Annotated in this window: 10 protein-coding genes and 1 pseudogene; 7 read left to right on the forward strand and 4 right to left on the reverse strand. The window is 70.3% G+C overall.

Annotated elements, in window-relative coordinates; translation table 11 throughout:
• Nucleotides 1-95: 95 nt before the first annotated feature.
• Nucleotides 96-926, reverse strand: a complete 831-nt coding sequence (locus tag ACIBTS_RS38480; RefSeq protein ID WP_399325317.1) for a helix-turn-helix domain-containing protein — start codon at nucleotides 924-926, stop codon at nucleotides 96-98.
• 102 nt (nucleotides 927-1,028) lie between these two features.
• On the opposite strand from ACIBTS_RS38480, the gene ACIBTS_RS38485 reads away from it, so the two are divergent.
• Nucleotides 1,029-1,799: an SDR family oxidoreductase gene (locus ACIBTS_RS38485; protein ID WP_399325318.1), complete on the forward strand. Its 771-nt coding sequence runs from the start codon at nucleotides 1,029-1,031 to the stop codon at nucleotides 1,797-1,799.
• Nucleotides 1,800-2,164: 365 nt separating this feature from the next.
• Here the strand turns inward: ACIBTS_RS38485 and ACIBTS_RS38490 are convergent, their stop codons facing one another.
• Complete coding sequence (locus ACIBTS_RS38490) at nucleotides 2,165-2,959, reverse strand: helix-turn-helix domain-containing protein (RefSeq protein WP_399325319.1); 795 nt, start codon at nucleotides 2,957-2,959, stop codon at nucleotides 2,165-2,167.
• A gap of 73 nt (nucleotides 2,960-3,032) precedes the next feature.
• Between ACIBTS_RS38490 and ACIBTS_RS38495 the strand changes: the two genes are divergently transcribed.
• The 3 genes from ACIBTS_RS38495 (at nucleotide 3,033) to ACIBTS_RS38505 (ending at nucleotide 5,819) form a co-directional block, all read left to right on the forward strand.
• Complete coding sequence (locus ACIBTS_RS38495; protein WP_319674838.1) at nucleotides 3,033-3,851, forward strand: phytanoyl-CoA dioxygenase family protein; 819 nt, start codon at nucleotides 3,033-3,035, stop codon at nucleotides 3,849-3,851.
• On the forward strand, nucleotides 3,848-4,123 hold the full coding sequence (locus ACIBTS_RS38500; RefSeq protein WP_319674839.1) for a hypothetical protein: 276 nt from the start codon (nucleotides 3,848-3,850) through the stop codon (nucleotides 4,121-4,123). Before ACIBTS_RS38495 ends, ACIBTS_RS38500 begins: the two co-directional genes overlap by 4 nt.
• Nucleotides 4,124-4,328: 205 nt before the next feature.
• A complete protein-coding gene (locus ACIBTS_RS38505) occupies nucleotides 4,329-5,819 on the forward strand; it encodes an RICIN domain-containing protein (protein ID WP_399325350.1) in 1,491 nt (496 codons plus the stop codon).
• A gap of 175 nt (nucleotides 5,820-5,994) precedes the next feature.
• On the opposite strand, the gene ACIBTS_RS38510 is transcribed toward ACIBTS_RS38505, so the two are convergent.
• Both ACIBTS_RS38510 and ACIBTS_RS38515 read right to left on the reverse strand, forming a co-directional pair.
• On the reverse strand, nucleotides 5,995-8,448 hold the full coding sequence (locus tag ACIBTS_RS38510) for a SpoIIE family protein phosphatase (protein ID WP_399325320.1): 2,454 nt from the start codon (nucleotides 8,446-8,448) through the stop codon (nucleotides 5,995-5,997).
• A 1,069-nt stretch (nucleotides 8,449-9,517) separates the two neighbouring features.
• Nucleotides 9,518-10,318, reverse strand: coding sequence for an IclR family transcriptional regulator (locus tag ACIBTS_RS38515; RefSeq protein ID WP_399325321.1), 801 nt, complete (start codon nucleotides 10,316-10,318; stop codon nucleotides 9,518-9,520).
• Between the two features lie 159 nt (nucleotides 10,319-10,477).
• On the opposite strand from ACIBTS_RS38515, the gene ACIBTS_RS38520 reads away from it, so the two are divergent.
• From ACIBTS_RS38520 to ACIBTS_RS38530, 3 genes and pseudogenes are all read left to right on the forward strand, one after another.
• Nucleotides 10,478-11,188 (forward strand): CoA transferase subunit A, encoded by a 711-nt coding sequence (locus ACIBTS_RS38520; protein WP_399325351.1) that lies wholly within the window; start codon nucleotides 10,478-10,480, stop codon nucleotides 11,186-11,188.
• 33 nt (nucleotides 11,189-11,221) lie between these two features.
• Nucleotides 11,222-11,860 (forward strand): 3-oxoacid CoA-transferase subunit B, encoded by a 639-nt coding sequence (locus ACIBTS_RS38525; RefSeq protein ID WP_399325352.1) that lies wholly within the window; start codon nucleotides 11,222-11,224, stop codon nucleotides 11,858-11,860.
• Nucleotides 11,861-12,652: 792 nt separating this feature from the next.
• Nucleotides 12,653-13,267: pseudogene (locus ACIBTS_RS38530) on the forward strand (aldo/keto reductase); the annotation flags it as partial.
• Between the last annotated feature and the right edge of the window lie 83 nt (nucleotides 13,268-13,350).

Raw genomic sequence — 13,350 nt, forward strand, 5'->3', positions numbered from 1 at the left:
GCCCGAACGGCCCTCGGCCCGGGGCTCCGCCGGCACATGCCGGGGCTCCGCCGGTACAGGGAGGCGCGGCCTGCTGGGCGGCTGCTCGCCCCGGTTCAGTGCTCCCGGCGCGAGGTCGCGGCCAGCGAGCCGAGGAGCAAGAGCGCCTCGCTGCTCGGTGAGGCCGGCTCCGCGTGGTAGACGACGAGCTCCTGGCCCGGGGCCGAGCGGACGTCGAAGGTCTGCATGGTCAGCGTCAGGGGCCCGACGTCGCTGTGCTCGAAGCGCTTGTGTTCCAGCGCCTTGCCGCGGGCATCGTGGCGATCCCACTGCTCGGCGAACTCCGGGCTCTGCTCGAGCAGTTCGCCGAGCACCTGCCGAACCCGCGGGTCGTTCGGCGCCGCGCCGTGGCCGAGCCGGAAGCCGGCCACGGAGTTGCGCGCGACGTCGTGCCAGTCGCGGTAGAAGGTGCGGGAGGCCGGGTCGGTGAACACGACGTGCATGAGGTTGCGCGAGTGTGTCCAGCCGTGGAAGAGCGCGTCGGCGATGGCGTTGGCCGCCAGGACGTCGTACGCGCGGTTGTAGACGATGGCGGGGTTGTGCGGCCAGGCGTCCATGAGCCCCAGCAGGCTCGGCTCGACCCGGTCGGTCACGGCGGCGGCCTGGGAGCGGGGGCCGAGGCCGGCGAGCCGGAACAGATGCCGGCGGCCGTCCTCGTCCAGCCGCAGGGCGGCGGCCAACGCGTCGAGCACCTGTGCGGAGGGCGTGCGCTCCCGCCCCTGCTCCAGGCGTATGTAGTAGTCGGCACTGACCCCGGCGAGCAGGGCGACTTCCTCGCGCCGCAGCCCTGGCACCCGGCGGTGCCCGGTGGTGGGGAGGTTCGCCTCGGCCGGGGTGACGCGGGCGCGTCGGGCGGTGAGATAGGAGCCGAGCTCTGAGCGTGCCATGCCGCCATGCTAGGTCCGGGCCCGCCGCGCGTCCTGGGTGCGCTGCACCCAGGAGGATGCCGCCCCTTTTGCGGGCGAGCCGGCCGGGCCAGCCTCGAGGCCATGACCACACAGCAACCCGAACGCGCGGAGCCGACCGGCCGCAAGGTCGTCCTCGTCACCGGCGCCAGCAGCGGCATCGGCGCGGCCGTCGCCGCACGACTCGCAGCAGAGGGACACCAGGTAGTGGCCGGTGCGCGCCGCACCGACCGCCTGCGGGCTCTGGCGAAGCACGCGGACGAGGCCGCCGCCCGCTCCGGCGGCGCCCTGCAGCCGGTACGGCTGGACGTGACGGACCGCGCGGACGTCGCGGCCTTCGTCCAGGCCGCCCGCGACCGCCATGGCCGGGTCGACGTCCTTGTCAGCAACGCCGGGGTCATGCCCCTGTCGCGGATGGACTCCCTGCTCGTCGAGGAGTGGGACCGGATGATCGATGTGAACGTCCGCGGCCTGCTGCACGGCATCGCTGCGGCGCTGCCCGTGTTCACCGCGCAGGGCTCGGGCCACTTCGTCACGGTCGCGAGCATCGGCGCCCACCAAGTCGTGCCCACCGGCGCCGTCTACTGCGGCACGAAGTACGCGGCCTGGGCGATCACCGAGGGCCTGCGCCAGGAGTCCGACCCCTCGATCCGGGTCACGACCATCTCGCCCGGCGTGGTCGACTCCGAACTCGCCGACACCATCACCGAGGCCGGAGCTGCCGAAGCCATGCGGGCATACCGCGCCCACGCGATCGGATCCGACGCCATCGCCGGCGCGGTCTCCTACGCCCTCGCCCAGCCACCCGACGTCGACGTCAACGAGATCGTCGTACGTCCCGTCCGCCAGCGCTGAATCTTCCACCGCGCGGGCGCGGCGGGACCGTGCGGAGACGCAGTCATGGGGCCTCCGGTGGCCTCGCCCGTGCCGCTGGAGAGAGGTGTCCGAAGGCCAGGAGTCGGCGGCAGGGAGTTGAACCCACCCCAGGCGGGGTGTGATCGTCCGCGGACGAGATGAGGGGAAGGCCGGGACCGGGGTTGACGGTCCCGGCCTTCGCTCTCGGCCCGGCCGCCCGACCCGGAGAGCGTCGGGCCCCTGCAGTAAGGCGTAGCCGGTCCGCCCTCGACTGCTGTGGCGGTCGTTGATGACTGCCGATGTGTCCGGCGCGAGAGGTCGGGCATGGGTGCTCCGGTCCGGCGGCAGCTGTCCGTCGGCACCGCTTACGGTTCTGGGCGGTCCAGCCCCGCCGGGGCGTCCGCACGTACGTCACGTGGGCTCGCGCCGAGTTCACGGCGGCAGGCCTTGTTGAAGGCCTGGAGGTCGGGGATGCCCACGGCCGCGGCGACGGCGGTGATGGACAGAGTGGAGGACAACAGGAGGTGGCGGGCGCGTTGCAGGCGTCGGTGCCGGATGTACGACACGACCGTGAGGCCGGTTTCGGCACGGAACACGCGCGTCAGGTGTGTGTGGGAGATTCCGACGGCGTGAGCGACGTCCGGTACGGACAGTGGTCCGGCCAGGTGTTCCTCGACGTAGGCCTGTGCGGCGGCCACGAAGGGGTGGCGGCGCCCGGCTCCGTCGCCCCTCGGCAACGCGGCGATGCGCCACAGAGCGGTCCAGACCTCGGCCGTGGCTCGCGGGGGAGAAGTCGCCATGGCTGTCACGGCGTGTCGAAGCAGATCGGCCAGGCGTGTGCTCTCGGCGGCGGCGTCCTGCATCACTGGCACCACCCGCGCGGTTCCACGGTCGTGCAGTCGCAGATGGACGTAGAAGTGCTCCGATCTGCCCCGGTAGTGAAAGTGCACCTCCGTGTTCGGCGGCACCAGGCTGACGTGGCCGGGGCGTATGGGGTGGACCGACGGCCCGAGGGACAGGGCACCCTCGTAGTGGTAGAGGTGCAGCTGCCAGAGGTCGGGCAGCCGGAAGACGTCGTGGGCGGTGGAGACGCCGTGTACCCCGATGCCGGCGGCGACCACGGTGGGTGCCTCGTCGAGCCGCAGTGTTGCGTGTTTCACGAGGACGGAAAATTACCAGCACTGGACGAATTCAGCCCACGACCGATCCGGACAGGGCACGTACGTTCGTCGCATGTCAACCAGCAAGCAACTCCTGACATCGGTTCAGGTGGCGCGCTTCGTCGCGCAGGGATTCCTGCGCCTGGACGGGGTGGTGCCGCAGGAGATCAATGAACGGGCCGTCGCGGCCTTGACCGAGGGACTGCCGGAAGTGTCCTACGGCACTCCGCTGGGCAAGGCGTTCGCGCGGGACACCTTCGTCCACGCGCTGCTCGCCCTGCCGGTCGTCGCAGGCGCTGTCGAGAGCCTGGTCGGCCGCGAGCCCACCGTCGACCACCAGGCGGTGCATGTGCGCGAGCCGCACGAGGGACAGGCGCAGCCGCTCCACGCAGACGCGATCATCGATGTACGGCCGGATGCGTTCGACATCCAGCTCATGTACTACCCGCACGAGGTGACCGCCGAGATGGGCGGCACCCTCAGCGTGCCCGGAAGCCATCTGCGCAGGATCAACGAGACGGACGTCGGCCGCGTCCAGAACCTCAGGGGGCAGACCCGTCTGACCTGCCCGGCAGGCACTGTCGTTCTCGTGCACCACGGCATCTGGCACGGTGGCCGCCGCAACGACACCGCGGGCCGCCGCTACATGTACAAGCTCCGCCTCAACCCGACCGTGCCGCAGGTGCGTCTGTGGGACCTCTCCGACCTGCACGACCCTGCGGTGACAGCCGAACTCAACGCCTACTTCCCCTGGTACGAGCAGGCCACGGCCCGACTGGAGATCTACAACCGGGTCCTGCTGTGGCGGGCCCTGACCGGTGACGACTCGTTCGATGTCGAGTACTGGGTCACACGTGTCAGCAACCGGCCGACCCTGAGGAGTCACGCATGAGGCAGCAGGTCCTGGTCCTCTATCTCGCCACATCGGCGCTGGACTCCGACGTCGTGGGCTGGTCCCGATACGACGGGACCGGCCGGACCCGTCCGACGACCGGCGACAGCGACGAACCGCCCTATCCCACAGGGATTGCCGCGCTGCACGACGGGTGGCGCCTGTTCCAGGCCTCCCAACTGCTGCCGCCTCAGCCCGGTCATGAGTACGACGTCTCCTTCCTCAAACACGAGTTCTTCTTCGAGAAGGTGGAGGACCGCTCCGGCCCTTGACCCCGCGCGGGTCAGGGTGCGCGAGCTCGCCCGGCCCGGGTTGCCGGCGCTCAGGTGGTGGCCGGGTTCTGTCTGGCGCCCCGAGGCGAGCGGGCTGACGCTCTCAGTGAACGAGACACCGATGAAGGGCATGCATATGACATTCAGGGTTCCGTGGCGGAGATGCGGGAGGCGTACCGGGGTGCTCACCGCGGTGACCGCCCTGATGGTGGCGCTGTTGACCGGACTTGGCGTTGCTGGGACGGCGCAGGCGGCCACCGTGGACACGAGCGCGTGGTACGTGTTGGTCAACCGTGGCAGTGGCAAGGCGCTCGACGTGGCGGGCGCGAGCAGCGCCGACGGAGCGGCTCTGTCGCAGTGGACTCGCCATGACGGCGCCAACCAGCGGTTCCAGTTGGTCGATTCGGGCGGCGGTTACTACCGGCTGAGGGCGCAGCACTCCGGCAAGGTGCTGGACGTCCTCAACTACTCCACGGCCGATCACGCGGACGTCGTGCAGTGGCGCGACGCCAATGGCACCAACCAGCAGTTCCGGCTGGCGGACTCGTCGGACGGTTACGTCCGGCTGATCAACCGCAACAGCGGCAAGGCCGTCGAGGTGGAGAACGCCTCCACCGCAAACGGTGCCAAGGTCGTGCAGTTCACCGACTGGGGCGGGGCCAACCAGCAGTGGCAACTGGTCCGCGTCGGCTCCGCGGAAGCGCTGGCGCAGGTGCACACCGCGGGACGGGTCAAGGACGCCGGGAACACGGCGCAGTACAGCTGGCCCGGCGTGTACTTCGAGGGCCGCGTCGGCGGCACCGGCGTGGGGATCGTGCTCAACGACTCGGCCGCCGACTACGACGTCCAGATCGACGGCGCCACCGTGGCCACGCTCGTCACGCCCGGCAACACCACGCACTGGATCAACGGCCTGTCCAACAGCACGCACACCGTCCGGCTCGTCAAGCGCAACGACACCCCGGGGGACACCAGCACGTTCGGGGGCTTCGTCGCCGCGCCCGGCGGTGCCGTACTGAGCAAGCCGGCCGCCCGCAGCCGTCAGATCGAGTTCATCGGCGACTCCCTCACGGTGGGCTACGGCAACCTGTCGACCTCCCGCACCTGCACCTCGGACCAGCTCAAGCGAAGCACCAACTCCGATGTGAGCTACGGCGCCCTCACCGCCCGGCAGTTGAACGCCGACTACCAGATCAACGGCTACTCGGGCCTTGGCATGGTGCGCAACTACAACGGAGGCCGGACGGACGTCACGTACCGGAGCTTCTACGACCGTGCCCTGCTGAACGTTCCCGGCGACGTCTGGCAGAACCCGGGCACGTGGCGCCCCCAGGTCGTGGTCGTGAACCTCGGCACCAACGACTTCTCGACCGCCATCAACCCCGGTGAGCCGTGGACGCCCGACAGCCTCGCGGCCGCCTACCGCAGCGCCTACGGCGACTTCATCCAGAAGCTGCGCACGCGATACGGGGCCGACACGACCATCGTGGCGGTGGGCGCCGGTCAGTACGCCGCTCATGTCCAGCAGGTGGTCAAGGCGCGCAACGACGCCGGCGACAGCCGGGTCCGCTACTGGTCCCTCGACGACACGGGCCTGGACTTCCTCGGCTGCGACTGGCACTACTCCGCCCACGACGACCGCCTCATCGCCGACCGGCTCACCCCCTTCATCGCCGGTCTGCCGACAGGCTGGTGAACCAGGCCGTACGGGGCCTGCGTACGGGGCCTGCGTACGGGGCCTGGCTGCGCGGAGGCGGGCCCTGCTCGTGCCGACAGAGCAGCGGGATGACGGCGACAGCGGCTGCCAGGGGCAACGGTCCGGGGGCCGTTGCCCACGCAGCGACCGTGCGTTGTCGGCCCGGGTGTGGCGCTCAGCGCGGCTCAGGCCGGGGGAGGTTCTGCGCGCACCAGATCGTCTTGCCATTGGTCGTGTGCCGGGTGCCCCACCCCTGGGTGAGTTGGGCGACGAGCAGCAGGCCCCGGCCGCCCTCGTCGAAGGCGCGGGCCCGGCGCAGGTGCGGGGCGGTGTTGCTGGCGTCGGAGACCTCGCAGATCAGGGAGGTGTCGCGGATCAGCCGCAGCTTGATCGGCGGCTCGCCGTATCTGATGGCGTTGGTGACCAGCTCGCTGACGACCAGTTCGGTGACGAATGACGCCTCCTCCAGGCCCCAGGCGTCCACCTGGTCGACGGCGAACTTCCTGGCCCGCGGCACCTGCGCGGGGTCGGGCTCGACGTCCCAGTCGGCGACGTGGTGGGGATCCAGCGCGTGCGTGCGAGCGAGCAGCAGGGCGGCGTCGTCGGTGCGGTGATCAGGGAGCATGGCGTTGATCACCGTGTCGCACAGTGCTTCCAGCGAGGTGGCCGAGTGGTTCAGGACCCGCTGCAGTTCGACGACCCCCGTATCGACGTCGCGCTCGCGGCTTTCCAGCAGTCCGTCGGTGTAGAGGGTGAGCAGGCTGCCCTCGGGCAGCTCGAGCTCGGTGGCTTCGAAGGGCAGCCCGCCGATGCCGAGCGGCGGTCCCGGGTGGGCGGGTACCGGGGTCCTGGTGCCGTCCGGGGAGATGACCAGCGGCAGGCGATGGCCGGCGCTGGCCAGCGTGAGGCGGCGGGAGACCGGGTCGTAGACGGTGTACAGGCAGGTGGCGCCGGTCTCGCCGGTCGGGTGGAAATGGCCGGTGGACTGGAGGTCGCTGGCGAGGTGGAGGACCAGGTCGTCGAGGTGGGTCAGCAGCTCGTCGGGTGGCAGGTCGACGTCGGCGAGGGTGCGGACCGCCGTACGCAGCCGGCCCATGCTGGCCGAGGCGTGCAGGCCGTGGCCGACGACATCGCCGACGACCAGGGCGACCCGGGCGCCGGACAGCGGAATGACGTCGAACCAGTCGCCGCCCACTTCCGCGCCGGTCCCGGCGGGCAGGTAGCGGGTCGCCACCTCGACCGCCTCCTGGTTCGGCAGTCCCTGCGGCAGCAGGCTGCGTTGCAGGGTCAGCGCGGTCGTGCGCTCGCGCGAGTACCGGCGGGCGTTGTCGATGGCGACGGCTGCCTTGGCGGTCAGTTCTTCGGCGAGGATCAGGTCGTCGGCGGTGAAGGCCTCTGGCCGGTCGAGGCGGGAGAAGGCGACGACGCCGAGCAGCGCGCCACGCGCACGGAGCGGCACGGTGATCCGGCCGGTCAGCCCGTCCGCGGCAAGGGACTCGTCGATCACCGGATTGCCCGGCGGCCAGTGGGCCGGGTCGGCGGCGAGCCCGGGCCCGAAGGCCCATTCGCCGCCCTCGCCGGGCTCAGCGGCGAGTTCCACCGCGGACCTGCCGGTGGTCATGCAGCGGGCGGCAACGGATCCAGGCGCGTGACGGACCGGTGTCGGGGGCCCGGGAGCCCGGTCGGTGTCCTCCTTCGCGCTGTGCTGGGCGGCACGACTGAGCGAGATGTCCTCGCCGGGGGCGAAGGTGGACACGGAGGGCGGTTCCTCTCCGCGCAGCACCTCGTCGAGCAGATCCACGCTGACGAGGTCGGCGAATCCCGGCACCGGGGTCCCGGCCAGTTCCTGGGCGGTGCCGATCACGTCGAGTGTCCGGCCGATGCCGCCGCTGGCCTTGTTGAGGATGAGCAGGCGCTGCCGGGCCCAGTACTCGGCGCTCATGTCGAATCCCCAGTTGGCGACCGCGCGGACCCTGCCCTCGGCATCCCGGACGGGCCAGATACTGGTGGCCCAGGCGTTGGCGTAGTTGCTGCCGCGCGGGCGGAAGACGGTGATGAGACGCGTGGGATCGCCCGTCCTCGCCACTCGGGCCAGCGCGTCGGTGTAGGGCTTGTCGTCCCTTTCGGGAAACAGCGTGCGGTCGAACTCGGGAAGCACCTCGCGGTACTTCCTGCCGAGCACCTGCTCCTCGGAGTGCGCGATCACCCGGCCCGAGGAGGCGTTGATCCACAAAAACCGCAGCTCAGGGTCGTAGACGCCCAGAGCGAATGGGCACTGCTCGAAAGCCCGGTCGGCGATCACCGGGCGACGTCCCCAGCGCTGGATGGTCAGCACGTGACCCACTACCCGCTCGCCGGGGCCGAACAGCGGGTGAGCCGCCACCACGGCGTCCATCGTGGAACCGTCCCGGTGGCGCAGGGGGATGAACCCCGTGGGGTCGGGGCCTGCGCCGTAGCCCTCGGGGAAGCCGGGCGGCGGGGGGTCGACCAGCAGGTCGGCCACGGGGCGGCCGACGGTGTCCTCCGCCGTCCAGCCCAGCAGCAGCCGCCCTGCCTCGCTCCAGCCGCTCACCAGGCCGCCTGCGTCCACCACAACAGCGGCAGTGGGGGCATCCTGCCTGTCGGCCATTTCCACGTGCCAGGCCTCCGTCCGGACAGCCGTGCCCGTCAGGGCTGGTTTCCAGCGGCTGCTTCCAGCCTAGATCGGCTGCCGCTCCACGGCGCTCCGGCCGGTGCGTTCGGGCTGCCAGGTGCCGGAGTGGACGGGGCTCGGGCCTTCGCGCCCCCGTCCGACAGCAGCCGCGAGCCTCCGCCGAAGTGAGCCTGGCTCCATGCCGTACGCCACGGGGGCACCGGTCGAGGTCGGGGCGTCTCGAAGTACCGGGCCGGCGCGACCGCGAGCGGGCGGCGTGCCGCGCGGGGAGTCCAGCCCGCCCGGCCGCCCGCCGTGACGGCGGCCGGGCCGCAGCGCCGTCGCCCATCCAGCGCCACAAGAACCGCCGCGGCCTCCACGGCGGGGCGAGAGACGAGGCCGCTGCCGTCGGCTGCGTGACGGTCCCGGTCCGCAAAGCCGGCCACGTCGCGCCGAGGCCGACCGCCTGGGGGAGCGGCCATCACGGTGGCAGCCCACCGGGTGGGACGTCCGTAGCAGGCCATGCCCTCGGACCGCACGCCGAAAGGACTGACGGCCGCGGGCCGCAGCGCAAGCACCACCACGTCAGGGCCACTCAGTCGGCCATGACCCCCGTGTCTGGCAGGCGGTCAGCAGCCAACGGCCGTCGTCCTCGAGCACGCACAACAGCACAAGAACCCCGATGAGTTCCTCGCCTCTTCCACCCCAACGCGATCTGGACGACGGGCGGCGGCAAGGTCCTCATGGGACCGCGCGACGTCCGGGCGAATGAAGAACACGTGGACCACCTCGTAGGTGACCTTGCCGAGGTTCGTCAGCTCTACGTGACCCGGGCGACGAGAGCGAGGTCCGCCGCGGGGAGGACCTTGTCGGTGGCAACGACCTGTTCGATGGCTTCGATGTCTGCGGCGTGCGCCGTGGATTCCGTGGTCATGTGAACCACGGTGCTGGCTCAAGCACGGTTGAGGTCAAGAGGCGATCGACCACGGACCCCTCATCGTGAGTGACGGCGCCTGACGACTGCGCGGTGCCGTTCTCCGACATCGGTTCCCGACGTCCGCGCCGGTCAGCGTCGGCCACCGGTGCCGGTGCCGGTGCCGGTGCCGGTGTTCAGCGTGCGGCCGAGCGCATGCGCCTCGCGCAGGAGGAGCGCGCCGAGTTCAGGTCTGCGCTCGGCGCGGAACCTGGTCTCCACCCCCGTCACGGTCAACGCCCACGCGGGCTGCCCGGCACGGTCGAACACCGCTGCCGCCATGCCCCAGCTGCCTTCCACGACGAGTCCGGGGTTCACGGCGTAGCCGTCGATCCGGGTCTGCGCGATCCGCTCGCGCACCGCGTCCGGCGCGTGTGCCGGACCCCACCGGTCGACCAGGTCCCCGTCCGCGAGATAGGCGTCGATCTCGGTGTCGTCGAGGAACGACAGGACCGCCAGGCCCGCCGATACGACTCCGAGCGGGAAACGCGCACCCTCGTACAGCACGAAGGAGCGGATCGGAAAGTCCCCGTCCTCACGCAGCAGGCACACCGTCTCGTCACCCCGCCGGGCCGAGAAGAACGCGCTCTCTCCCGTCACCGCCGCGAGCCGATGCACGCTCTCACGTGCCTGGCGGGTGATGTCGTAGCGAATGCCTGCCACCCCGCCGAGCAGATACAGCTCGGGGCCGAGGAACCAACGCCCACTGCGTCGATCGCGGTCGACGAACCCCTCCTCCGCCAACGAGACGAGCAGCCGGTGCACGGTCGGCCTCGGCAGGCTTGTCGCTCTCGCCAGCTCGGCAGTGCCGGCACCGGCCTCGTTGACCGTCGACAGCGCGCGCAGCAGCGCGCCCATCCTGCCGATGAGGTGAGCTGCCGGGGTCGCGTCCATGCCTTCATCGTACGTTCACTGAGTGGACGCTGTGTGAGGTCCCCGCTCGCCCGTCAACCGGTTTTCCCTGCCAGGGACCCCATTCCTTGCATGTCAGGGGCGCGCGAGAGTTGACTCTGCCGCTCGGACAGTGAACGCATCGGATGGGAGGTGGACGAGTTGATCAAGCTGCGCGCGACTGCGGAAGAGGCCTTGGCCGGCGTGCTGACCGATGGGATGACAATCGCCGTCGGCGGGTTCGGTCTCTGCGGCGTTCCGTACGACCTCATCGAGGTCGTACGGGACAGCGGGGTCACGGGGCTGACGGTCGTGTCCAACAACATGGGGGTCGACGGCAAAGGCCTGGGTCTGCTGCTGGAGAACCGTCAGGTGGCCAAGGTGATCGCCTCCTACGTCGGCGAGAACAAGCTGTTCGCCCAGCAGTACCTGGACAAGGTTCTCGATGTGGAGTTCGCGCCGCAGGGCACGCTCGCCGAGCGCATGCGTGCCGGCGGGGCGGGCATCCCGGCCTTCTACACCAGGGCCGGCGTGGGTACACCCGTCGCCGAGGGCAAGCCGCACGCCGAGTTCGACGGACACGTCCATGTCCGGGAGCGCGCGATCGTCGCCGACCTCGCACTCGTGCACGCCCACACCGTCGACCGGGCGGGCAACCTGACGTACCGGGCCGCCGCACGCAACTTCAACCCCCTCGTGGCCACCTGCGGCCGGGTGACCGTCGCCGAGGCCGAGCACCTCACCGAGGAGTTCATCGACCCCGAATCGGTCACCACCCCCGGCGTCTACGTCAGCCGTGTGGTGGTCGCGCGCAAGCGGACCAAGGAAATAGAACAGCGCACGGTCCGTTCCCGCGTGACCGTCGAAGCATAGGAGAGACGACTCGTGCCCCGGACACGCGACGAGATGGCCGCGATCGCGGCCGCCGAACTCAACGACGGCGACTATGTGAACCTAGGCATCGGGATCCCGACCCTCGTGGCCAACCACATTCCCGACGGCGTCCAGGTGACCTTGCAGAGCGAGAACGGCATCCTCGGCCTCGGCCCGTTCCCCTGGGAGGGCGAAGAGGACGCCGACGTCATCAACGCGGGCAAGCAGACGGTCACCGTCAACCCGGGTGCGAGTTACTTCGACTCGGCGACGTCCTTCGGCATGATCCGCGGCGGTCACATCGACATCGCCATCCTGGGAGCCCTGCAGGTGAGCGCGAAGGGCGACCTCGCGAACTGGACCATCCCCGGCGCCCTCGTGAAGGGCATGGGCGGCGCCATGGACCTCGTGGTCGGCGCCCGCCGGATCGTCGTGCTCACCGACCACGTCGCCAAGGACGGAAGTCCGAAGATCGTCGCCGACTGCACGCTGCCGCTGACCGCCGCCGGCGTGGTCAATCGCATCATCACCGATCTCGCCACCATCGACGTGAGCAGGGATGGCCTGCGATTGCGGGCTCTCGCTCCGGGCGTTACCGAGGAAGAGGTTCGGGCGAAGACCGGTGCGCCGCTGCAACTGTCCGCTGAGGCAGCGACGGGGGCCCGCTACTGACCCCGCTGAGCTCCATCTACAGCGAGTGGCGGGCGAGCTCCGATGTCCCAGGTCTTGGGAATGCGTTCTCCGAGCGCCGTCGTGACTGTCGGCCGGTCCACCTGGGCAGTCAGCGCGTCTCCACTCCCCTGCGGTAGGTGAGGGCGCACAACTCTCCGGCCTTGTACAAGAGGTCGAAGCAGGCGCGGAAGCGGTGATGCCGGCTTGCAGGTGCGCGGCCGCCGGGTGGTCGAGCGCGCGGTGTTCTGGCTGGCCGGATGCCGCCTTGGAGCTTGTCGAGGGCGCGGCCCGGCGGCTCACGCCGGCGGCCGGTGCCGGCGAGGACGCTGCCGAGGTCAACCCCCGTCGCCCGGCCTGAGCGGGCTCACCTGCGGAAACGACGCCTTGCCCAGTCTGGCACGGCTGGCCGATCAGGCTGCCGGATTCGAGCCGCACGTGGGGCGGCAACTCGCGATGACCGCAGTGGATCTGCTGAGGGTACTGATGCGTGAACGCCAGGGCCGACTGGACCCTCATGTTTCGGAAACGGCCCGGGGCATGCTGGCACGAGTCAAGGTGTACGTCCTTCGGAACCTGGCCGACCCCGAGCTCTCACCGGAGAGGATCGCGGTCGCGCACCACATATCGGTCCGGTATCTCCACAACCTCTTCCGCTCGGAAGGGATCACGGTGGGGCCGTTGGTTCCACCGCGAGCGCCTGGAGAGGTGCCGACGTGATCTGTCACGGCCTTCGGGGAGCCGGCGTCTGGTTTGGTTCCGGCCGGGCTGGTACCTACGGTCTGGAGAGAACTCATGCACCACCGCGACCTGAGCTCACAAGGCCTGCGCGTCTCCGCTCTCGGCCTCGGCACCATGGGGATGACCCTCGCCTACGGCTCCTCCGACGACGCGGAGAGCACAGCCACCATCCGCCGCGCTCATGAACTCGGAGTCGACTTCTTCGACACCGCCGAGCTGTACGGCCTTGGCACCGGGAGTAACGAGATCCTGCTCGGCAAGGCCGTGAAGGACCTCCGGGACGAGGTGGTCCTGGCCACCAAGTTCGGTTTCGACATGACCGCGCAGCAGATCGGTGCCGGTTTCGACAGCCGCCCGGAGAACATCCGCAAGGTCGCGGAGAACAGCCTGCGCTACACCGACCGTATCGACCTTTTCTACCAGCACGTCTGCGACCCCGAGGTACCCGTCGAGGAGGTCGCCGGCGTCGTCGGTGAACTGATCGCCGAGGGCAAGGTGAAGTACTTCGGCCTGAGCAACGTCGGCCCGCAGTACATCCGTCGCGCTCACGCCGTCACGCCGGTCACGGCGCTGCAGTTCGAGTACTCGCTCTTCGAGCGGGAGGTGGAGGAGAAGACCCTGCCGGTCCTGCGGGAGCTGGGCATCGGCCTGGTCCCGTACCGCGGCTTGTTCCTCGCTCATGTCCCCGGGCAGGAACCAGGCCAGGGGGGCGACCATCGTCGCTCCCTTCGTTCGGTGCCGGGGAACCACAG

The sequence above is a fragment of the Streptomyces sp. NPDC050121 genome, assembly GCF_044460385.1.
Taxonomy (GTDB): domain Bacteria; phylum Actinomycetota; class Actinomycetes; order Streptomycetales; family Streptomycetaceae; genus Streptomyces; species Streptomyces soliscabiei.

Bases quoted from the DNA above. Each gene is read 5' to 3' on its own strand.
- ACIBTS_RS38480 (WP_399325317.1), bottom strand. From the start codon at position 926: ATGGCACGCTCAGAGCTCGGCTCCTATCTCACCGCCCGACGCGCCCGC.
- ACIBTS_RS38485 (WP_399325318.1), top strand. From the start codon at position 1,029: ATGACCACACAGCAACCCGAACGCGCGGAGCCGACCGGCCGCAAGGTC.
- ACIBTS_RS38495 (WP_319674838.1), top strand. From the start codon at position 3,033: ATGTCAACCAGCAAGCAACTCCTGACATCGGTTCAGGTGGCGCGCTTC.
- ACIBTS_RS38500 (WP_319674839.1), top strand. From the start codon at position 3,848: ATGAGGCAGCAGGTCCTGGTCCTCTATCTCGCCACATCGGCGCTGGAC.
- ACIBTS_RS38505 (WP_399325350.1), top strand. From the start codon at position 4,329: ATGGTGGCGCTGTTGACCGGACTTGGCGTTGCTGGGACGGCGCAGGCG.
- ACIBTS_RS38510 (WP_399325320.1), bottom strand. From the start codon at position 8,448: ATGGCCGACAGGCAGGATGCCCCCACTGCCGCTGTTGTGGTGGACGCA.
- ACIBTS_RS38515 (WP_399325321.1), bottom strand. From the start codon at position 10,318: ATGGACGCGACCCCGGCAGCTCACCTCATCGGCAGGATGGGCGCGCTG.
- ACIBTS_RS38525 (WP_399325352.1), top strand. From the start codon at position 11,222: ATGGCCGCGATCGCGGCCGCCGAACTCAACGACGGCGACTATGTGAAC.